This is a genomic window from Streptomyces sp. NPDC026672 (genome assembly GCF_040638185.1).
In the GTDB taxonomy this organism is placed as follows: Bacteria; Actinomycetota; Actinomycetes; order Streptomycetales; family Streptomycetaceae; genus Streptomyces.
On the sequence record NZ_JBEZXS010000001.1, the window covers coordinates 186,049 to 206,689 of the forward strand.

The 20,641-nt window shown below is 71.9% G+C and carries 20 protein-coding genes; 12 read left to right on the top strand and 8 right to left on the bottom strand.

Going from position 1 to position 20,641, the window contains the following annotated elements; translation table 11 throughout:
• The 4 genes from ribA to AB0F77_RS00815 all read left to right on the top strand — a co-directional run bounded on the left by ribA (position 1) and on the right by AB0F77_RS00815 (position 6,759).
• Positions 1-711 carry a GTP cyclohydrolase II gene (gene ribA / locus AB0F77_RS00800; protein WP_361939134.1) on the top strand — a complete coding sequence of 237 codons (711 nt, stop codon included), beginning with the start codon at positions 1-3 and terminating at the stop codon, positions 709-711.
• Positions 708-2,408 (top strand): WD40 repeat domain-containing protein, encoded by a 1,701-nt coding sequence (locus AB0F77_RS00805; protein ID WP_361939137.1) that lies wholly within the window; start codon positions 708-710, stop codon positions 2,406-2,408. Before ribA ends, AB0F77_RS00805 begins: the two co-directional genes overlap by 4 nt.
• On the top strand, positions 2,405-3,421 hold the full coding sequence (locus AB0F77_RS00810) for an SUMF1/EgtB/PvdO family nonheme iron enzyme (RefSeq protein ID WP_361939140.1): 1,017 nt from the start codon (positions 2,405-2,407) through the stop codon (positions 3,419-3,421). The genes AB0F77_RS00805 and AB0F77_RS00810 overlap by 4 nt, the downstream gene beginning before the upstream one ends.
• A 296-nt stretch (positions 3,422-3,717) precedes the next feature.
• Positions 3,718-6,759, top strand: a complete 3,042-nt coding sequence (locus tag AB0F77_RS00815) for a BTAD domain-containing putative transcriptional regulator (RefSeq protein ID WP_361939143.1) — start codon at positions 3,718-3,720, stop codon at positions 6,757-6,759.
• Positions 6,760-6,810: 51 nt separating this feature from the next.
• Here AB0F77_RS00815 and AB0F77_RS00820 read toward each other — a convergent pair whose 3' ends face one another.
• Entirely contained in the window at positions 6,811-6,960 is a 150-nt protein-coding gene (locus AB0F77_RS00820) for a hypothetical protein (protein WP_361939146.1), read from the bottom strand.
• 152 nt (positions 6,961-7,112) lie between these two features.
• On the bottom strand, positions 7,113-8,531 hold the full coding sequence (locus AB0F77_RS00825; protein WP_361939149.1) for an ATP-binding protein: 1,419 nt from the start codon (positions 8,529-8,531) through the stop codon (positions 7,113-7,115).
• Positions 8,532-8,667: 136 nt separating this feature from the next.
• Here AB0F77_RS00825 and AB0F77_RS00830 point away from each other — a divergent pair, with 136 nt between their 5' ends.
• Positions 8,668-8,937 carry a type II toxin-antitoxin system Phd/YefM family antitoxin gene (locus AB0F77_RS00830; RefSeq protein WP_060180502.1) on the top strand — a complete coding sequence of 90 codons (270 nt, stop codon included), beginning with the start codon at positions 8,668-8,670 and terminating at the stop codon, positions 8,935-8,937.
• A complete protein-coding gene (locus AB0F77_RS00835) occupies positions 8,930-9,193 on the top strand; it encodes a type II toxin-antitoxin system RelE/ParE family toxin (protein WP_361939152.1) in 264 nt (87 codons plus the stop codon). The genes AB0F77_RS00830 and AB0F77_RS00835 overlap by 8 nt, the downstream gene beginning before the upstream one ends.
• An 87-nt stretch (positions 9,194-9,280) precedes the next feature.
• On the opposite strand, the gene ychF is transcribed toward AB0F77_RS00835, so the two are convergent.
• Positions 9,281-10,369 carry a redox-regulated ATPase YchF gene (gene ychF, locus AB0F77_RS00840; RefSeq protein WP_361939155.1) on the bottom strand — a complete coding sequence of 363 codons (1,089 nt, stop codon included), beginning with the start codon at positions 10,367-10,369 and terminating at the stop codon, positions 9,281-9,283.
• Between the two features lie 169 nt (positions 10,370-10,538).
• Here ychF and AB0F77_RS00845 point away from each other — a divergent pair, with 169 nt between their 5' ends.
• A complete protein-coding gene (locus AB0F77_RS00845) occupies positions 10,539-11,063 on the top strand; it encodes a DUF6542 domain-containing protein (RefSeq protein WP_361939158.1) in 525 nt (174 codons plus the stop codon).
• A 58-nt stretch (positions 11,064-11,121) separates the two neighbouring features.
• Here the strand turns inward: AB0F77_RS00845 and ppgK are convergent, their stop codons facing one another.
• The gene (ppgK, locus tag AB0F77_RS00850) at positions 11,122-11,877 is read right to left on the bottom strand and encodes a polyphosphate--glucose phosphotransferase (RefSeq protein WP_361939162.1); all 756 of its coding nucleotides are present in this window, start codon (positions 11,875-11,877) and stop codon (positions 11,122-11,124) included.
• Positions 11,878-11,930: 53 nt separating this feature from the next.
• Entirely contained in the window at positions 11,931-12,947 is a 1,017-nt protein-coding gene (locus AB0F77_RS00855) for a 4-hydroxy-3-methylbut-2-enyl diphosphate reductase (RefSeq protein WP_361939165.1), read from the bottom strand.
• Positions 12,948-13,360: 413 nt separating this feature from the next.
• On the opposite strand from AB0F77_RS00855, the gene xseA reads away from it, so the two are divergent.
• From xseA to AB0F77_RS00870, 3 genes are all read left to right on the top strand, one after another.
• Positions 13,361-14,569, top strand: a complete 1,209-nt coding sequence (gene xseA, locus AB0F77_RS00860) for an exodeoxyribonuclease VII large subunit (protein WP_361939168.1) — start codon at positions 13,361-13,363, stop codon at positions 14,567-14,569.
• A 9-nt stretch (positions 14,570-14,578) separates the two neighbouring features.
• Complete coding sequence (locus AB0F77_RS00865; protein ID WP_361939170.1) at positions 14,579-14,842, top strand: exodeoxyribonuclease VII small subunit; 264 nt, start codon at positions 14,579-14,581, stop codon at positions 14,840-14,842.
• Between the two features lie 134 nt (positions 14,843-14,976).
• Positions 14,977-15,564, top strand: coding sequence for a malonic semialdehyde reductase (locus AB0F77_RS00870; protein WP_361939172.1), 588 nt, complete (start codon positions 14,977-14,979; stop codon positions 15,562-15,564).
• Between the two features lie 70 nt (positions 15,565-15,634).
• On the opposite strand, the gene AB0F77_RS00875 is transcribed toward AB0F77_RS00870, so the two are convergent.
• Entirely contained in the window at positions 15,635-16,159 is a 525-nt protein-coding gene (locus tag AB0F77_RS00875) for a DUF4245 domain-containing protein (RefSeq protein ID WP_361939175.1), read from the bottom strand.
• Positions 16,160-16,285: 126 nt separating this feature from the next.
• Here AB0F77_RS00875 and glpX point away from each other — a divergent pair, with 126 nt between their 5' ends.
• On the top strand, positions 16,286-17,320 hold the full coding sequence (gene glpX, locus AB0F77_RS00880) for a class II fructose-bisphosphatase (RefSeq protein WP_361939178.1): 1,035 nt from the start codon (positions 16,286-16,288) through the stop codon (positions 17,318-17,320).
• Between the two features lie 104 nt (positions 17,321-17,424).
• Here the strand turns inward: glpX and AB0F77_RS00885 are convergent, their stop codons facing one another.
• Positions 17,425-17,799, bottom strand: coding sequence for a WhiB family transcriptional regulator (locus AB0F77_RS00885; RefSeq protein WP_361939181.1), 375 nt, complete (start codon positions 17,797-17,799; stop codon positions 17,425-17,427).
• Between the two features lie 186 nt (positions 17,800-17,985).
• Complete coding sequence (locus tag AB0F77_RS00890; RefSeq protein ID WP_361939643.1) at positions 17,986-18,642, bottom strand: DUF1707 domain-containing protein; 657 nt, start codon at positions 18,640-18,642, stop codon at positions 17,986-17,988.
• Between the two features lie 225 nt (positions 18,643-18,867).
• On the opposite strand from AB0F77_RS00890, the gene AB0F77_RS00895 reads away from it, so the two are divergent.
• Positions 18,868-20,535 carry a fumarate hydratase gene (locus AB0F77_RS00895; protein ID WP_361939184.1) on the top strand — a complete coding sequence of 556 codons (1,668 nt, stop codon included), beginning with the start codon at positions 18,868-18,870 and terminating at the stop codon, positions 20,533-20,535.
• The last annotated feature ends 106 nt before the right edge of the window (positions 20,536-20,641 follow it).

Consider the following 20,641-nt stretch of genomic DNA (forward strand, 5'->3'; position numbering starts at 1 on the left):
ATGGATCACCTCGATCACCTCGACGGGAATCACTCGCCGTGCGTCCCGCGCTACGCCTACCGGGACGCCCGGGCCGCACCCGCGCCCGCGTCCGGGCCGGCCCCCGCGAAGGTGCGCAGGAGCGTCGAGGTCCCCCTGGACCGGGGCCGGGGCGAGCTGCTCAGGGCCAGGCTGATCACCTTCGACGGACTCCTCGACGGCGCCGAGCACTTCGCGATCGGCCTCGGGGCCGAGCCGCAGGAGGTCCCGCTGGTCCGGGTGCACTCGGAGTGCATCACCGGCGAGGTGCTGGGGTCGGTCCGCTGCGACTGCGGACCCCAGCTCGACGAGGCGCTGCACCTGATCGACAAGGGCGGCGGCGTCCTGCTCTACCTGCGCCAGGAGGGCCGCGGCATCGGCCTCTACAACAAGCTCGACGCGTACGGCCTCCAGGACGGGGGCCTCGACACCTTCGAGGCCAACCGCGCGCTCGGCCTCGGCGACGACCTGCGGGACTACGCCGTCGCCGCCCAGATGCTCCGGGCCCTCGGGCACACGGAGATCGACCTCCTCACCAACAACCCCGACAAGCTGGCCCAGTTGCGCCGCTACGGCGTCGACGTGCGCAGGACGGTCGGCACCGGTGTCTTCCGCACCCCGCACAACACCGGATACCTCCGGGCCAAGGTCGCCCACACCTCCCACACCATCCGACTGGAGGAGACGGCATGATGCGTCATCACGGACCGATCAGCGGCGTGGCGGCCTTCGACGCGTCCCTGATCGCCACGGCCGGCTACGACAACCAGGTCGTCCTGTGGGACGCGCGCACCCGGACCCCGCTGGCCCGGGCCACCCACGACCACCTGGCCAACCAGGTGTCGTTCAGCCCCGACGGCGCCCTCCTGCTGACCTCCTCCAGCGACTACACCGCCCGGCTGTGGTCGGTGCCCGACCTCAGGCTCCGGGCGGTGCTGAGCGACCAGAAGGACGACGTGGAGATGGCCGTGTTCCATCCCACGCGCCCACTGATCGCCACCGCCTCCCGGGACCACCTCGTACGGGTCTACGACTTCTCCGGCCGGGTGGTGGCGCGGTTCCAGGGGCACACCGCCGACGTCATCTCCGTGGCCTGGCTCGGCCGGACGACGTACCTGCTCACCTCGAGCGACGACGGCACGGTCAAGCGGTGGTCGCTGGAGACGGGCGCGCTGGTCAGCGACGTCGACCTCGGCGGGGTGGAGACCGACACCATCGCGATCACCGGGGCCGGGGTGATCCACGCGGGCAACGACGACGGCGAGATCGTCACCATCACGGGCGAGGAGACCCGCAGGCAGCCGGCGCACGACGCCGGGATCAAGCGGCTCGTCCACCACGAGGCGACGGGGGCCCTGCTCAGCCTCAGCTACGACCGCACGCTGCGCGTGTGGGCCACGGACGACCCGTCGGGCGAGCTGGTCCTCAGGCACGAGGCCGAGTACCCGGCCGAGGTCTGGGCGCGCTCCTGCGCCTTCCTCGACGACCACACCCTCGTCTTCGGCACCTTCGGCTCGTCCTACGCCCGCTACGACCTCACCGACGGCTCGTGGGACCTCACCGGGGTGGAGCCGACGGCGTGCCTCAACACCGTCCTCACGGCACCGGACGGCGTATGGACGACCGGTGACGCCGGCATCGTCTGGCGGGACGGCACGGAGGTCGCGCGGCCCGGGAGCCTCTGCAACTTCCTCGTCGCCGCCGGCGGACGGGTGCTGACGGGCGGTCAGCTCGGGAAGGTCTTCGACGCCGCCGAGGGCACCGTCCTGCACCAGCACCGCTCGCCCCTGAACTGCGCGGCGGCGTTCACCCGCGACGGGACGCCGCACGTGGTGATCGGCGCCTACACGGGCGAGGGCCTGGTCTTCTCGCTCGGCGACCGGGTGGAGCACGTCGCGACGCTGCCCCTGCACACCAACGCGGTCAAGGGGGTCGCCGTCTCCGGCGACACGATCTTCGCCGTGTGCGCCGACACCTCCGTCTCCTGGTTCTCCACGTCCCGGCTGGAGGAGACCGGACGGCTCGACGCCGCGCACGGCCGCATCGCCAACGGCTGCGCCGCCCTGCCCGACGGGGGCTTCGCCAGTGTGAGCCGCGACCTCAAGCTCCGGCTGTGGCGGGGCCGGGCCTCCCGGACGGTGCCGACCCCGCACGACCACTCCGTCAAGTGCGTCGCGGTGTCGGACGACGGCAGGTACGTCGCCACCGGCTCCTACGCGGGCACCGTGGCGGTCTACGACCAGGAGACGGACACCTGGCCGCACATCGTGCGCCCGACCACCGCCGGGATCTCCTCCCTCCACCACGACACGGGTTCGGGCCGGTTCCTGGCGTCCTCCTACGACGGGTCCGTGTACACCCTGGCCCCGGAGAAGGGGCTGGTCCGATGAGCGTGGGCACCACGCGTCCGCCCGCGGTGGACGACGGCCTCGTCAATCCGAACGCGGTCGACGACCGGACCGCCATGGGGCTGCCCCCGTCCTTCGTCGAGCGGGTGGACCAGGCCGCGCTGCGCCGGCGCACCCGGGAGCTGGCGTCCGCCGCCCCGCCGGAGCTGGCGCTCGTGGTGGAGAGCGCGGAGGCCGACGTCGTCACCCGGCTCGCGGCCGGCCGGCTGCTGGCCCTGCTGGGCGACCCCCGCATCGACGTGGACGACCCGGCCATGATCGACATACCCGCGGCGCGGGTGCGCCTCGGGCTGCCCGCGGACCGCGTCGACGCCGTGGCGGACGGCTGGCGGCACGTCGGCGTGCGGCGGGAGTGGATCGCGAAGGAGAGCCCGCAGTACGAGGCGGAGGTGGCCGCCTTCCGGATCGCCCGTCATCCCGTGACGCACCAGGAGTACCGGGAGTTCCTGCTCGACGTGCCCTCGGCCCGGCCGCCCTCCTCGTGGGGCTTCGGCGTCTATCCGGCGCACTGGGCGAACCATCCGGTGTGGACGGTGGGCGCGCGGGACGCGGACGCCTACGCCGCGTGGCTGTCCGCCCGCACGGGGCGCCGCTTCCGGCTGCCCACCGAGGCGGAATGGGAGTACGCGGCGAGCGGCGGCGACGGCCGCGCCTATCCCTGGGGCGAGGACACCCGCACGGACTGTGTGAACACCGTCGAATCGGGCCCCCTGTCGACGACCCCCGTCGGCATGTACCCGGCCGGCCGCTCGCCGTTCGGCGTGGCCGACATGGGCGGCAATGTCGAGGAATACGTGGCCGACGACTACCACCCCTATCCCGGCGGCTCGGCGATCGACGACGACCTGGCCACGGAGAGCCGTACGCCGTACCGCGTCGCGCGCGGGGGCAGCTTCACCCGCTACGTCGACCTGGCCCGATGCCGGCGCCGGCACGGCCGCTACCACCGGGACCTGTACGTCATGGGCTTCAGACTGGCCGAAAGCATTCCCTAGTCCGCCGTCGCCGGGGGCCTCCCCGGCCGCCCGACGCGCGACCGCGTCCCGGCTGTTGCGTGGCCGTTCAGCGGCCTTTCGGCGGCCACTGGACGGTCATCGAGCGGTCATTCCGGCGGAGCGGGTGGCGCGCCCCCGGGCGGACCGGGGTCCGCATGGGCGCGTGTGCGGTTGGGAAGGTCATGGGCGTCAGCCACTCGACGAGAGCTGAGGCCCCCCACGTGAACGCTCACGCGAAACCCGCCGACCATTTCAAAGTCCTGGGCTCATTGGAGGTCTGGCACGACGGTTCTCGTGTGGCTCTGGGCGGCCCGACCAACAGGCTGGTCCTGCTCGCGCTGCTGCTGGAGGCGGACCGGGTCGTGCCCGTCTCCCGGCTCGTCGAGGCGGTGTGGGAGGCGGATCCGCCCCTCACGGCGACCCACCAGGTCCGCAAGGCCGTCGCGGACCTGCGCCGGCGGCTGCCCGGCGGGTCCGCGCTCATCCTCACCGACCCGCCCGGCTACCGGATCGCCGTCGACGCGGCCGGGCTCGATCTGACCCGGTTCAACTCCCTGACGGAGCAGGCCCGTACGGCCCAGGCGGAGGGACGCCCCAAGGACGCCGTCGAGCATCTGCGCACGGCGCTCGACCTCTGGCGCGGGCCGATGCTCCCGGACACCCACGGCGGGGCGCTCGCCGCCGCGGCCGAGGTCCTGAACGAGCGCCGGCTCGCGGCGAGCGAGAAGTTGCTCGGACTGCGCCTCGACGGGGGAGAGGCCGTGGAGGTCATCGGGGAGCTGCGGCAGCTCGTGGAGACCCACCCCTACCGGGAGAACCTGCGGTCCCAGCTGCTCCTCGCGCTCTACCGCTCGGGACGGCAGGCCGAGGCCGTGCAGGAGTACGCCCGCTTCCGCACGCTGCTGGCCGACGAACTCGGGGTGGGGCCCGGCCCCGGACTCGCCGCCCTGCACGACCTGATCCTGCGCAACAGCCCCGACCTGCTGCCGTCCCCCGTGAGACCGGTGGACCCGGTGGTTCCCGAACGGGAACACCGACCGCCGCACAACCTGCCGTACGACCTGACGGACTTCCACGGCAGGCAGGACGAGCTCCGGCAGATCCTGACCCCGCCGCCCGAGACCCCCGGCCGCGGCCCGCGGATCGTCGTCGTCGACGGCATGGGCGGCAGCGGCAAGACCGCCCTGGCCGTGCACGCGGCGCACCGGCTGGCCGACGCGTACCCCGACGGCCAGATCTACGTGGACCTGCGCGCCTTCGACTCCGACGAGGAGCCCATCTCCCCCGAGGCCGCGCTGGGCATCCTGCTGCGCGCCGTGGGCGTACCGGGCGCGGACATCGCCGACGACCTGCACGGCCGCCAGGGTCAGTGGCGGTGCTGGGGCGCGGCGAAGCGGGTGCTCCTGCTCCTGGACAACGTGTGCAACGCCGCCCACGTACGGCAGTTGATCCCGCCCTCGCCCCACGGCCTCGTCGTCGTGACCAGCCGGCGGCGGATCGCGGAGCTGGAGAGCGCGGAGAGCGTCTCCCTTGGCATGTTCGCCCCGCGGGAAAGCATCGCACTTGTCACCCGGCTGCTGGGCCGGGACCGGGTCCTGGCGGAACCGGAGGCGACGGGCGAACTGGCCGCGCTGTGCGGGCATCTGCCGCTGGCCCTGCGGGTGGTCGCCGCGCGCCTCGCCAAGCGCCCGCACTGGTCCGTCGGGCATCTGACGGAACGGCTGCGGGACATGACGCACCGGCTCGACGAACTCTGCTCGGGGGACCGCAGCGTGGCGGCGGTGCTCGGGATGTCGTACGAGATGATGCCGCCCGCGGCCCGCGACGAGTTCCGGCTGCTGTGCCTGCATCCCGGTGCGGACTTCGAGGTCCACGCCGCCGCGGCCCTGCTGGGGACGGGTGTGGCCGGCGCGGAGACGACCCTCGAGTACCTGCTCGACGTCCATCTGCTCCAGCAGCGGGAGCACGGCAGGTACTCGTTCCACGACCTCGTGCGGGTCTTCGGCCGGTCGCTGCCCGCCGACGGCTCCCGGCGTCCGGCGCACCAGGAGGCCGTGGCACGGCTGGTGGAGCACTGCCTGGCCGGCGTCGAGCAGGTCTGCGACGTCCTCTTCCCCGGGCGGGTGACCTATGCGGAAACGTCCGTGCGGAAGTCCGTGCGGGAGTCCGTGCGGGAGTCCGTGCGGGAGACGCCCCCCACCGTGCGGCCGCTCTCGGGCGTGGACGAGGCCCTCGACTGGTTCGGGCGCGAGCGGGCCGGGCTGACCTCGGTCATCGAACTGGCGGGCCGGCACGGGATGCACACGCAGGTCGCCCGGATGTGCCGGGGGGTCAGCTTCTGCCTGCACGGGCACGGCTCCTACGCGGAGTTCGAGGCGGTGGCACGGACGGCCGTCGCCGCGTCGCGCGAGGCGTCCGACCCGGTGCTGCTGTGCGTGTCGCTCGTCAACCTCGCCGTCGCCCAGTGGCAGCGCGACCAGTTCCGGGACGCGGTGGACTCGTCGCGGGAGGCGCTGGCGCTCGCGACCGAGCTGGGTGACGCGCGGACCGCGGCGGCCTGCCTCAGCCGCCTCGGGGTGTTCCTCATCAGCCTCGGCGATCTGCGCGGCGCGCAGTCCCACCTGGTGCGGGCCGCCGAGATCCACCACGCGCGGGCCAGTACGCGGGAGGAGGCGGAGGCCCTCACCAACCTGTGTGTCGTACGGCAGTTGCTGGGCGACCACGAGGCGTCGGTGCGGGCCGGGGAGCGGGCGGTGCGACTGGCACGCGACGGCGGGGACCAGAGCGTGGAGATCACCGCCCTCGCCAACCTCGCCAAGTCCCATCTCGGCGGGGACGAACTGGAGCAGGCCGCGCGCCATCTCGCCGCGGCGTCCAGGCTCTGCCGGAGGCTGCGCGCCCCGGCGCAGACGTCGCAGATGCTCACCGTGATGGCCGAGCTGCGGCTGCGGTCGGGGCGGCACGAGGAGGCGCTCACCTGCGCCACCAAGGCCCTGGACATCGCGCGCGAGCAGGGCAGCGTCTCCCGGCAGGCCACCGTCGAGAACCTCCTCGGGCGCATCTGCCGCGAGCAGGGCGAGTTCCACGCCTCGCTCCAGCGGCACTTCCGCGCGGTGCGGCTGGCGAGCTCCATCGGCCTGGCGGTCGACAAGGCCCGCGCCTTCCACGGCCTGGCCCTGGCGTCGTCGTCCCTGGGCCGCACGGAGGCCGCGACCCGCTGGCGCGCGGCGGCCCAGAACGGCCTGCGCACCCTCGGCCTCCCCACGGACTTCTTCCACCGCGAGACCCCGGCCACCCCACCGACCCTGGCGCCCTACCGCAGCAACTGCGTGGCCTGACGACCGGGCGGGACGGGCGACACGACCGGGCCGCGGACTTGGCGGGGCCGCCTACCAGTACGTGCGGGTGACCCGATCGGGCAGCCGCCCCTGCCGCCCCCACTCCTGGAGGATCACGGCCGCCACGATCACGAAGGACCGCACCGCCCCCGGATCGCCGTCGGGCCGCTCCACGTTGCCCACACGCCTTCTGAGAACCATGTCCCCGACCGCACTCCCCGACGCCGTACACGGCCGCACGACCGCCCCGCCGACGTCCACGAGAACATGCCCACCGCCCCCGTCCGCGTCCTCCCACGCATAAACCACCCCGTCCACACCGGAAAGAACCTTCGTGCACACCAAGGACGAGGTCACAGCGGCCAGGCCGACAGGAGGTCGACGGGGCCGTAGGCGGCGTCGAGCCCCGGGCAGTCGACGCCGCTGCGCGAGACCGCCACGACCGGAACGGGTTCGGCGGTGAGGGCGGCCCGGTGCCGGTGGAGAGCGGCCAGGTCGTGCCGGTCGAAGGGCGACCGTTCCAGCCACTTGACGGAGCCTACGAAGAACAACTCCTTGGCGACGGGGGCGCGGTCGGCCCCGACGACATCGATCTCGACGTCGTTGGTGCGGGTCCAGTAGCCACCCACCGCGGGGGCCGCGGGCAACCGATCGTCGGGCAGTAGCCGCGCCAGGGCCTCGCGGACCAGGGGCTCGACGGCCCGGCCGCGCCAGCTGGTCCAGGTCTCCCGGATGCGCGCCAGGGTCAGATCGCCCCGCCCCCGCTCGATCTCCTCCATGGAGGGGCCGAGCAGGTGCAGCCAGAACCGCAGGTAGGGGTCTGCCACCCGGTAACGGCGATCCTTCGACGGGCGCAGCGACACGGGCAGCTCCGCGGCGACGATCCGCTTGTCCGTGAGCAGTTCCAGGGCCCGCTGCAACGGCGTGGCTCCGATCCCGCCGGCCGCGCGGGCGATGTTGGTGAAGGTCCGCTCGCCGCTGCCGATGGCCGCCAGCACCTTGCGCGCCTGGGCCTGCGGGGGGAATTCGGCGGCCAGCGAGCGTTCGGCCGACACCAGCAGGGCCGAGACCGGGTCGCTCAGCGCCTCGCCGAGGAAGTCCCACAGCCCGGCGCCGTGCGGCCACTCCGCGCAGATCAGCGGCAGCCCTCCGGTCACCAGCGCGGCGTCGAAGGCTTCCGCCGGATCAAGGCCGAGCATCTGCCCCACCTCGGCGGGGTTCAGCGGTCCCAGCACCATCTCCCGGCCGCGCTGGTGGAAGGGCCGTCCGTAGCTGTTCAGCGCCTCCATCATCGACAGATCGGAGCCGATGAGGACCAGCAGCACCGGCTTGGTCTCCAGCACCCGGTCCCAGGCCCGTTGCAGCATGCCCTCGAAGGCGCCATCGACATCCATGAGGTACGGCACCTCGTCGATGACCAGCACGCTCGCCCGGTCGGCGGGCAGGGCCGCGGCCAGCACGTCGAACGCCGCGTCCCAGCTCTCCGGGCGCGCCGCGGCCACCAGCCCCGCCGACGGCAGCGTCGACGCCCGGGCGTCCCTGGCCAGCCGTGCCAGATCGTCCCCGGGGGACGCGCCGGTCGCCGCGTAGAACAGGAATGGGGCTCCGGAACGCTCCGCGAACCGCTCGACCAGCCGCGACTTGCCCACCCGGCGCCGCCCACGCAACATCACACACCGCCCGGGCCGCTCCCCCCCGACCCCACCCACCACCTTCCGAAGCTCCCGCTCCAAGGTCGCCAACTCCTGCCGCCGCCCCACAAACTCAGCCACACCCACCCACCTCCCACACACAACTAACCGAGATGTTAGTAACACCTACGTTAGCAACTGAGATCGAGTCTAGCGGGACGAGGACACCCAGGCCGGGGGCCGCAGGCATTGTGTACACACTCGGTACCTTTGAGGCATGACTCAGCCGCTGCCCATAGAGTCCATCCGCGATGTACGCGCCCACTTGGCCGAAGTCGTCGAACGGGCCGACCGTGACGACGTGCCCACTGTCATCACCCGCCGCGGCAAGCAGGTCGCCGCCGTGGTCTCGATCGAGGTGCTGCGCAAGTACCAGGAGTGGGAGGAGCGCGAGATCAACCGGATCATCGACGAGCGCATGGCGAGCCCCGCCGCCGGCGTCCCGATCGAGGACGTGATGAGGGAGACGCTGGCACGCAGTGAGTGACTACCGCACGGTGTTCCGGCCCGAGGCCCAGGCCGAGTTGCGCAAGATCCCGCGGGACACGGCGCTTCGCATCCTGGCCAAACTGACAGAGCTGGAGAGCGACCCCTTCGGCTTCAACACCACCGCACTCGTGTCCCAGCCCGAGCGCCGCCGCCTTCGGGTCGGCGACTATCGCGTCGTCTACACCATCGACAACGGGGAGCTGGTGGTGTGGGTCGTACACGTCGGACACCGCTCCACGGTCCACGGCACGTAGCCGCGCCAGGCTCTGCGGACAGCTACGGACCGCAACACAACGGCCTGACCTGCTTTCTCGCAGGTCAGGCCCTTTGTTCACGCCCCATCACACGTTGAAGCGGAATTCCACCACGTCGCCGTCCTGCATGACGTAGTCCTTGCCCTCCATGCGGGCCTTGCCCTTGGCTCGGGCCTCGGGGATCGAGCCGGTTTCGAGGAGGTCCGCGTAGGAGACGACCTCGGCCTTGATGAAGCCCTTCTGGAAGTCCGTGTGGATGACTCCGGCGGCCTCGGGAGCCGTCGCGCCCTTCTTGATCGTCCAGGCGCGGGCCTCCTTGGGGCCGGCCGTGAGGTACGTCTGGAGGCCGAGGGTGTCGAAGCCGACGCGGGCGAGGGTGGCCAGGCCCGGCTCCTCCGCGCCCACCGACTCCAGCAGCTCCATCGCGTCCTCCTCGTCCAGCTCGGCGAGGTCCGCCTCCAGCTTGGCGTTGAGGAAGATCGCCTCGGCCGGGGCGACCAGGGCGCGCTGCTCGTCCTTGAAGGCGTCGTCGGTCAGCTCGTCCTCGTCGACGTTGAAGACGTACAGGAACGGCTTCGTGGTGAGCAGGTGCAGGTCGTGCAGGAGCTCCGCGCGCTCACCGCCCTGGACGAAACCGTGCGCGAAGAGCGTGTCGCCCTTCTCCAGGATCTCCTTGGCCTCCTCGACGGCCTTGACCTTGGGCGCGACGTCCTTCTTGATGCGCGACTCCTTCTGGAGGCGCGGCAGGACCTTCTCGATGGTCTGGAGGTCGGCGAGGATCAGCTCGGTGTTGATGGTCTCGATGTCGTCCTTGGGCGAGACCTTGCCGTCGACGTGGACGACGTTCTCGTCCTTGAAGGCGCGGATGACCTGGCAGATCGCGTCGGACTCACGGATGTTCGCGAGGAACTTGTTGCCCAGGCCCTCGCCCTCGGAGGCACCGCGCACGATGCCGGCGATGTCCACGAAGTCCACGGTCGCCGGCAGGACGCGCTGCGAGCCGAAGATCTCCGCCAGCCTGGTGAGCCGCGCGTCGGGCACGCCGACCACGCCGACGTTGGGCTCGATCGTGGCGAACGGGTAGTTGGCCGCCAGCACGTCGTTCTTGGTCAGGGCGTTGAACAGGGTCGACTTGCCGACATTCGGCAGACCGACGATTCCGATCGTGAGCGACACGTTGCGACTTCCCGTAGTGGAGTGGGCCAGGAGGCCAGGGGACCCGGCCGATCCACCAGTTTACGGCGTACCGGGGCCCGCCCGTGGGCCCCGTCGAACCCTCGGCCGAGCTCCGCCCACGGCGTGTCTGATGGGCGATTCGACACATAAGCCGACCTAAGTTGGTCCAGTGGAGCAACACAGGACCCGACCCTCGCAGCCCGGGCCGCGCCGCGGCACACCGTCCGCGCCCCTGCCGCCGCAGGCGAGACGCCGCCCCGCGGGCGTCCGGCCGCCCGCCGCGGCACCGGCACGTCCCGTGCCGCCGGCGAAGGGGATGCCGAACCCGCGGCTGACGGGGCTCGGCGGCGGCCTGTTCTGCGCGGTGCTGATGCTGCTGCTCGGTTTCCTGGACGAGTTGCTGTTCGGGGCGTCCCTGACGCTGTACGGCGTGCTGTTCCTGCCGGTGTGCGCGCTGACCGCGCTGTGGGTGCGCGGCAGCGACCTGACGACCCCGCCGGTCGTCGTGCCGATCGCCTTCGCCGTGGGTCTGCTGCCCGTCGCGGGCGGCGGCGGGGGCAGCGCGGGCCGGCTGATGGGCCTGGTGACCGCGCTGGCCACGCAGGCGGTGTGGCTGTACGGCGGGACGCTGATCGCCGGGGTCGTCGTCCTGGTCCGCCGGGTGCGCCTGGTGCGGCGGCGCAGGCGGACCTGAGGCGTCACCGCAGAGGGACCCGAGACCGCTGGGACGCCCGGGTCGCCCGGGGCGTCGGTCAGCCCCCGTGCCCGTCCCGGGAGGCGTGCATCGCCGCGCCGACGATCCCGGCGTTGTTCTGGAGCTGGGCCGGCACGATCTCGGCCTTGATGCCCTCGATGTGCGGCAGGAACTTGTCCGCCTTGCGGCTGACACCGCCGCCGATGATGAACAGCTCCGGCGAGAACAGCATCTCGACATGGGCGAGGTACTTCTGGACGCGGCGCGCCCAGTGCTCCCACGTCATGTCGTTGTCCTCCTTGACCTTGCTGGAGGCCCGCTTCTCGGCGTCGTGCCCGCCGAGTTCCAGGTGGCCGAGCTCGGTGTTGGGCACGAGCGCGCCGTCCAGGAAGAGGGCGCTGCCGATGCCCGTGCCGAACGTGAGCAGGATGACCGTGCCCCCGCGGCCGCGGCCCGCGCCGAAGCTCATCTCGGCGACGCCCGCCGCGTCCGCGTCGTTGACGACCGTCACCTCGTGGCCGCCGAGCCGATCGCTGAACAGCGTGCGCGCGTCCGTGTCGATCCAGCTCTTGTCGACGTTGGCCGCCGTGCGGATCGTGGACCCGCCGGTGACCACGCCGGGGAAGGTGAGGCCGACCGGGCCCGTCCAGCCGAAGTGCTCGACGACCTCCTTCACGCCGTCGGCCACCCCGTCAGGCGTCGCCGGGTGCGGAGTCAGCACCTTGAAGCGCTCCTGGGCCAGGTCGCCCCGCTCCAGGTCCACGGGGGCGCCCTTGATCCCGGATCCGCCGATGTCCACGCCGAAGATCTGCATGGCCCTACGTTACGACGGACGACTGACAGTCACGCACCGGGCCGGGGGAACGCTCACGCGTCCGCCGTACCCGATCCGCCCCGCTCGGCGACCAGCGTGGCCGCCTCCTCGCGCAGGTCGCGGCGGAGTTCCTTGGGCAGCGAGAAGACGATGGACTCCTCGGCCGCCCTGACGATCTCCACGTCGCCGAAGCCGCGCTCGGCGAGGAACTCCAGGACCTGCTCGACCAGGACCTCCGGGACGGAGGCGCCCGAGGTGACGCCGACGGTGCTCACGCCCTCCAGCCACGCCTCGTCGATCTCGCTCGCGAAGTCCACGAGGTACGCCGCGCGGGCGCCGGCAAGCTTGGCGACCTCGACCAGCCGCTTGGAGTTGGAGGAGTTGCGGGAGCCGACCACGACGACCAGGTCCGCGGCCTCGCCCATCTGCTTCACGGCGAGCTGGCGGTTCTGCGTGGCGTAGCAGATGTCGTCGCTGGGCGGGGAGATCAGCTGCGGGAACTTGTCCTTGAGGGCGTCGACGGTCTCCATGGTCTCGTCCACGGAGAGCGTGGTCTGGGAGAGCCAGACGACCCTGGAGGGGTCGCGGACCTCGACCTTGGCGACGTCCTCGGGGCCGTCGACGAGCTGGATGTGCTCGGGGGCCTCGCCGGAGGTGCCGATGACCTCCTCGTGGCCCTCGTGCCCGATCAGGAGGATGTCGTAGTCCTCCTTGGCGAAGCGGACGGCTTCCTTGTGGACCTTGGTGACCAGGGGGCAGGTCGCGTCGATGGTGGCGAGCCGGCCGCGCTCGGCCTCCTCGTGGACGACGGGGGCCACGCCGTGCGCCGAGAACATGACGATGTTCCCGGGCGGCACCTCCTCCGTGCGTTCGACGAAGATCGCACCCTTCTTCTCCAGGGTCTGCACGACGTACTTGTTGTGGACGATCTCGTGCCGGACGTAGATCGGGGCCCCGTACTGCTCCAGGGCCTTCTCGACGGCGATCACGGCGCGGTCCACGCCCGCGCAGTAGCCCCGGGGGGCGGCGAGCAGGACACGGCGGCCAGACGAAGCGGTCATGGCTACCATCGTAAGGCCGCCCCCGAACCCCGAAGATCGCCTCCACGTGACGGTCCCGCGAAGACGGACGACGAACCGGGCGGAGCAGGCAAGGGGCGGCCGGGAGAAGGCAAGACAGGGCCGGAAAGGTACGGCCGGGGGCGCGCGGACGCGGGACGCCGCGGGCCACGACGCGATGCACGGCGGTGATCACCCTGGCCGCAGCGATGCCGACGGCCCGCGCGGGCGAAGGAGTGGACCGTTCGGTGCCGGTGGCCGACCTCGCGCAGGCGTCGGGGACGGCCCGGACGGAGGCGCGCGAAGCGGGGGTGCCGTGGGGCGCGCTGTCGTGTGCGGGGGTGATCACCCCGGTCGGGGCTGCGTGGGGCGGCCCGTGGTGGCGGGTGGGGGGGATTGTCACAGGTGGCCGTTACGCTCGGCGCATGGCTGCCAACACGTCTCCCGAGGCCCCGCTGCCCGTGGGTGAGGTCTCCCGGCTCATCGGCGGGTGGATCGACCGGCTCGGCGCGGTGTGGGTGGAGGGGCAGATCACCCAGCTGTCGCGCCGGCCGGGCGCCGGGGTGGTGTTCCTGACGCTGCGCGATCCGTCGTACGACATCTCGGTCGGCGTGACCTGCTACCGGCAGGTGTTCGACACGGTGGCGGACGTCGTCGGCGAGGGCGCCCGGGTGGTCGTGCTGGCGAAGCCGGAGTGGTACGCCCCGCGCGGGCAGCTGTCGCTGCGGGCCGCCGAGATCAAGCCGGTCGGCGTCGGTGAGCTGCTGGCCCGGCTGGAGCGGCTGAAGAAGACGCTGGCGGCCGAGGGCCTGTTCGCCGCCGACCGCAAGAAACCGCTGCCGTTCCTGCCGCAGCTGATCGGCCTGGTCTGCGGCCGGGCGTCGGCCGCGGAGCGGGACGTGCTGGAGAACGCCCGGCACCGCTGGCCGGCCGTCCGCTTCGAGGTGCGCAACGTGCCGGTGCAGGGCGTGCACGCGGTGCCGCAGGTCGTGCAGGCCGTGAAGGAGCTGGACGAGATCGACGAGGTGGACGTGATCGTCGTCGCGCGCGGCGGCGGCAGCGTGGAGGACCTGCTGCCGTTCTCGGACGAGCAGTTGGTGCGCGCGGTGGCCGCGTGCCGTACGCCGGTGGTGTCCGCCATCGGCCACGAGCCCGACACCCCGCTGCTGGACTACGTGGCGGATCTGCGCGCCTCCACGCCGACGGACGCCGCGAAGAAGGTCGTACCGGACGTGGGCGAGGAGTTCGAGCGGGTGCGGCTGCTGCGGGACCGGGCGCGGCGCTGTGTGGGGGCGTTCGTGGACCGCGAGGAGCGGGGCCTGGCGCACGCGCTGGCCCGGCCGTCGATACAGGACCCGCACCGGATGGTGGACGAGCGCGCGGACCACGTGGCCTCGCTGGTGGAGCGCTCGCGGCGCACCCTCGGCCACCTCCTGGACCGCGCCGACTCGGAGCTGACGCACACGCACGCGCGCGTGGTGGCGCTGTCTCCGGCGGCGACGCTGCGGCGGGGGTACGCGGTGCTCCAGAAGTCCGACGGCCAGGTGGTGCGCGGTCCGGACGAGGTGACGGACGGCGAGTCGCTGCGCGCGCGGGTCGCCGGGGGCGAGTTCTCGGTTCGAGTCGATGTCTAGGGTGGGCGGATGACCGGCAAGGTGCAGGAAGAGGCGCTCTCGTACGAGCAGGCGCGGGACGAGCTGATCGAGGTCGTACGGCGGCTTGAGGCGGGCGGGACAAGCCTGGAGGAGTCCCTCGCCCTGTGGGAGCGCGGCGAGGAGCTGGCGAAGGTGTGCCGGCGCTGGCTGGAGGGGGCGCGGGCACGGCTGGACGCGGCACTCGCCGAGGAGGAGGACGGAGCCGCGGAGGGGGCGGCGCCCACCGGGGGCGGGGACGCGGACGGGGAGTGACCGGGCGGGCCGGGCCTGTGAAGCAGATCACCACTCCCCGGCTTTGATTGAACATTGAACTTCTCTCGCGTACGGTCGGACACGTCAGAAGGCCCGGCTCGCCGGATCCGGACACACACGCCTAGGAAGTCCTCATGTCTCTCGTTCTTGACCCCGCCGCTCAGGACCTGCTGTTCCGCGAGGCGCGCACCGCGAACTCCTTCACCGACGAGCCGGTGACCGACGAGCAGGTCCAGGCGATCTACGACCTGGTCAAGTACGGTCCCACGTCCATGAACCAGTCGCCGCTGCGCGTCACCCTGGTCCGCTCCCCCGAGGCCCGCGAGCGCCTGGTGCGCCACATGGCCGAGGGCAACCAGCCGAAGACCGCCGCGGCCCCGCTGGTCGCGATCCTGTCCGCGGACAACGAGTTCCACGAGGAGCTGCCGCAGCTCTTCCCGCACTTCCCGACCGCCAAGGACCTCTTCGGCGACCGTGGCGCGCGTGAGAACAGCGCCGCGCTGAACGCGACCCTCCAGGCCGCGTACTTCATCATCGGCGTCCGTGCCGCCGGTCTGGCCGCCGGCCCGATGACCGGTCTGGACTTCGAGGGCGTCCGCAAGGAGTTCCTCGACGAGGACCACACCCCGCTGATGGTCGTCAACATCGGCCGCCCCGGCCCGGACGCCTGGTTCCCGCGCTCCCCGCGGCTGGAGTTCGACCAGGTGATCACCACCGTCTGAGCCCCCTCGGACACGAGAGGCCCCCGGCGACACCGCCGGGGGCCTCTTCTCGTGTGGGGACGCGACGGCGTCACGCCATCTTCAGCGCGCCGGCCATCTTCGCCAGCTCGGCGAAGGACGCCGTGCCCGCGACGACCGTCGTGGAGCCCGGGGTGTCCTCCAGGACGAGCGCGTCGTAGCGGCCGCCCGTGTAGCGGGTCCAGGTGCGGTCGCCGATCCTGTCCTTGACGTCGGTCGCCCTGCCGCCCTGGCTCGCCTGGTCGATGAAGGCCCCGCGCTTCTGAGTGGACTGCTCGATCTGCACGTACTGACCGTCGGGGTTCTGGAAGCCCAGGTGCCAGCGGTCGGAGTCGGTGCCCTGGAAGCGGACCGAGGTCGCCTTCCAGGTGCCGGGCAGGCCCTCGGGGGCCGCCACCGGGTAGCTCGCCGCACGCCGTGCCGTGAGGAGTTCGACCCGGTAGTCGACCCGCTTGATGTCGGGAGCGTGGTCGTCGTGCGGGATAAAGAGATAGATGACGCCCGCCGCGATCCCGATGAGGCCCAGGGAAAGAATCATGTCCCGGACCGTCTTCTGCCTGCCGTTCGAACCTGCCACGCCCCCCATCGTCGCAGGTGCCCGGTCCGCTCATCCGTGGGGGCCCCTGCTCATTCTGTCTGCCCGGCGATAGAGTCGGTACGAAACCCTCATCCGGCCGTCGTCGTATCAGAAAGGTGCGCACCGATGACCGAGAATCACCAATTGCCGTCCGAACTCGACGTCCCCTCCGAAGCCCCCGACCGCAACCTCGCCATGGAACTCGTCCGGGTCACCGAAGCCGCCGCGCTGGCCGCAGGCCGCTGGGTCGGACGCGGTGAGAAGAACGGCGCCGACGGCGCCGCGGTGCGCGCGATGCGGACCCTCGTGTCGACCGTGTCCATGAACGGCGTCGTCGTCATCGGCGAGGGCGAGAAGGACGAGGCGCCGATGCTCTTCAACGGGGAGCACGTCGGCGACGGCACCGGGCCCGAGGTCGACATCGCGGTCGACCCGATCGACGGCACGACGCTGACCGCCAAGGGCATGCCCAACGCGATCGCCGTCCTGGCCGCCGCCGAGCGCGGCGCCATGTTCGACCCCTCCGCCGTCTTCTACATGGACAAACTGGTCACAGGCCCCGAGGCGGCCGACTTCGTCGACATCAACGCCCCCGTCGCGGTCAACATCCGCCGGGTCGCCAAGGCCAAGCGGGCCACGCCCGAGGACGTCACCGTCGTCGTCCTCGACCGGCCGCGGCACGCGAACCTCATCCAGGAGATCAGGGAGACCGGCGCGCGCATCAAGCTGATCACCGACGGCGACGTGGCCGGCTCGATCCTGGCGCTGCGCGAGGGCACCGGCATCGATCTGCTGCTGGGCGTCGGCGGCACCCCCGAGGGCATCATCTCGGCCTGTGCGGTCAAGTGCCTCGGCGGGACCATCCAGGGCAAGCTGTGGCCCAAGGACGACGAGGAACGGGCGCGGGCGGTCGCCGCCGGGCACGATCTGGACCGGGTGCTCACCACGGAGGACCTTGTGACCGGGGAGAACGTGTTCTTCGTGGCCACCGGGATCACGGACGGGGAGCTGCTGCGGGGGGTGCGGTACCGGTCGGAGACCGCGACCACCGACTCCATCGTGATGCGCTCCCGCTCCGGGACGGTGCGCCGCATCGACTCCGAACACCGGCTGAGCAAGCTGCGGGCCTACAGCACGATCGACTTCGACCGCGCCAAGTAGCGCCGAGCGGCGGCTGAGCCGAGCGGTACGCAGCGCCGAGCGGAAGCCGTGGGGCGCCCCTGTCGTGTGCGGAAGGGGCGCCCCACATCCGTCCGTCGCGGTCGTCAGCCCGCCGCCGCTATGCGGCCCGCCCGTGCGGCCTTCTTGAGCTCGATGTCGCGGCGCCGGCGCCGGGCCAGGACCACACGGCGCTCGGCCGCCGTCAGGCCGCCCCAGACGCCGTACGGCTCCGGCTGGAGCAGCGCGTGCTCGCGGCACTCGACCATCACCGGACAGCGGGCACAGACCCGCTTGGCCGCCTCCTCCCGGGACAGCCGGGCCGCCGTAGGCTCCTTGGAGGGCGCGAAGAAGAGGCCGGCCTCGTCGCGCCGGCACACCGCCTCGGTGTGCCAGGGCGCGTCCTGGTCCCTGTCGCGCGCCGGACCCCGCTGGGCCGGCACGGCAGCTGCCTTCAGGGACGAAAGCGGCGGTTGCAGCACGGTCTACTCCTGACGACGGCTTCGCGAGCGAGAGACGATGCAGCAAGCCCTACCCGCTGTGCGCGGGCCTATGCACTGCGTCCACCGCGGCGGGCGCACGGCGGCCGGTTCACCACCCCCCGCCCCCGCGCCCGCCCCCGCGCACACCGCCCGGCCCCGTCCGCGGACGCGCCGGATTCACGACCGTCAACGGTCGAGGTGTTTGCGCAACGTCCGGTCGACCTTGTCCTGCACCCGGTCGAGGATGTCCGCGACCCGCTTGCCGCGCCTGCCCCGCGCCTCGACGTTGCCCAGAACGGCCCACCCGTCGACGTAGATGACGGGCGCCTCGGGCTCGACCGAGTCCAGGGTGTCCACCTCGAAGTTGCCGAGCACACCGCCGCCGGTGCCGCGCAGCGCCACGTTCTCCGGGACCCGGATCTGGACGTCGCCGAAGACCGAGACCGCCTTGACCACCACCTGCTGGTACTCGAAGATCGCCTCGCTCAGGTCGATCTCGACGCTGCCGAAGACGGCGTACGCGTGCAGTCGGCGCCCCGCGCGCCAGCGGCCCTTGCGGCTGGCCGCGCTGAACACGGCGACCACGTTGGCGTCCGCCTCGGCCGGGACGGCGCCGGGCGTCGGGCGGGGCGGCACCGGTGCGTACGCCGGGGCCTCGGGGCGCCGGTGGGCCGCGGGCAGGTCCCGGATGAAGACCTCCAGCTCGCCCACCGTCTTGGCGTTCAGCACCCCCTCCACGCGCTCGGCGTGCTCGTCGGCGGTGAGACGCCCCTCGGCCAGGGCCTCGCGCAGGATGTCGGCGATGCGGTCGCGTTCGGCGTCCGAGGCGCGCAGTTCGGACATGCGCGGCGCCGCGCCCCCGGGTGCCCCGTCCTTGGATTCGACGTGCTTCTGAAGGTCCACGGCAGCAGCGTACCGAAACGCGATAGATCGCGACTAGGGGTGGGGTCCGGTCGCGTGGCGCGAACTGAGCCTTACCTCACAAGGGCCCCGTCCGCCGCACGTCCTACGCTGGTGGGCGCTGCCCATGGAGGCCAGCCGCTGTTGTCGAGTGAGGAATGGGCACCGATGCCTGAGTTCGAGTACACCGATCTGCTCCCCCAGGGAGAGGACACCACTCCCTACCGGCTGGTGACCTCCGAGGGTGTCTCCACCTTCGAGGCCGACGGGCGGACGTTCCTCAAGGTCGAGCCCGAGGCGCTGCGCAAGCTCGCCGAGGAGGCCGTCCACGACATCCAGCACTACCTGCGGCCCGCGCACCTGGCGCAGCTGCGGCGCATCGTCGACGACCCCGAGGCGTCGTCGAACGACAAGTTCGTCGCCCTCGACCTGCTCAAGAACGCGAACATCGCCGCGGCAGGCGTGCTGCCGATGTGCCAGGACACCGGCACCGCGATCGTCATGGGCAAGCGCGGCCAGAACGTGCTCACCTCCGGCGAGGACGAGAAGGCCCTGTCCCACGGCATCTTCGACGCGTACACCAGGCTCAACCTGCGCTACTCCCAGATGGCCCCGCTGACCATGTGGGAGGAGAGGAACACCGGCTCGAACCTGCCGGCGCAGATCGAGCTGTACGCGACGGACGGCGGCGCCTACAAGTTCCTCTTCATGGCGAAGGGCGGCGGCTCCGCCAACAAGTCCTTCCTCTACCAGGAGACGAAGGCCGTCCTCAACGAGGGCTCCATGATGACGTTCCTGGAGCAGAAGATCCGCTCGCTCGGCACGGCCGCCTGCCCGCCGTACCACCTGGCGATCGTGGTCGGCGGCACGAGCGCCGAGTACGCGCTGAAGACCGCGAAGTACGCCTCCGCGCACTACCTGGACAACGCGCCCACCGAGGGCTCGCCGCTCGGCCACGGCTTCCGGGACAAGGAGCTGGAGGAGAAGGTCTTCGAGCTGACGCAGAAGATCGGCATCGGCGCGCAGTTCGGCGGCAAGTACTTCTGCCACGACGTGCGCGTGATCCGGCTGCCGCGGCACGGCGCGTCCTGCCCGGTCGCCATCGCCGTCTCCTGCTCCGCCGACCGCCAGGCCGTCGCGAAGATCACCGCCGAGGGCGTGTTCCTGGAGCAGCTGGAGACCGACCCGGCGCGGTTCCTGCCGGAGACCACCGACGAGCACCTGGACGAGTCCTCCGACGTCGTCCGCATCGACCTGAACCAGCCGATGGACGACATCCTCGCCGAGCTGACCAAGTACCCGGTCAAGACCCGGCTGTCCCTGACCGGCCCGCTGGTCGTGGCGCGGGACATCGCGCACGCGAAGATCAAGGAGCGGCTGGACGCGGGCGAGGAGATGCCGCAGTACCTCAAGGACCACCCGGTGTACTACGCCGGTCCCGCCAAGACCCCCGAGGGCTACGCGTCCGGTTCGTTCGGCCCGACCACGGCCGGCCGCATGGACTCCTACGTCGAGCAGTTCCAGGCGGCGGGCGGCTCCAAGGTGATGCTGGCGAAGGGCAACCGCAGCAAGCAGGTCACGGACGCGTGCGACGCGCACGGCGGCTTCTACCTCGGCTCGATCGGGGGGCCCGCGGCCCGGCTCGCCCAGGACTGCATCAAGAAGGTCGAGGTCGTCGAGTACGAGGAGCTCGGCATGGAGGCGGTCTGGAAGATCGAGGTCGAGGACTTCCCGGCGTTCGTCGTGGTCGACGACAAGGGCAACGACTTCTTCCAGGACCCGGCCCCCGCTCCGACGTTCACGTCGATTCCGGTCCGGGGCCCCGGGCTGGCGTAGCGCCTCGGGTGCGGCGGGGATGGATCTCGCCCCCGCCGCCCCTACCCGTCCCGTCCCCAGGGGCTGCCGCCCCTTCGACCCCGCTTCCTGGGGGCTCCGCCCCCCA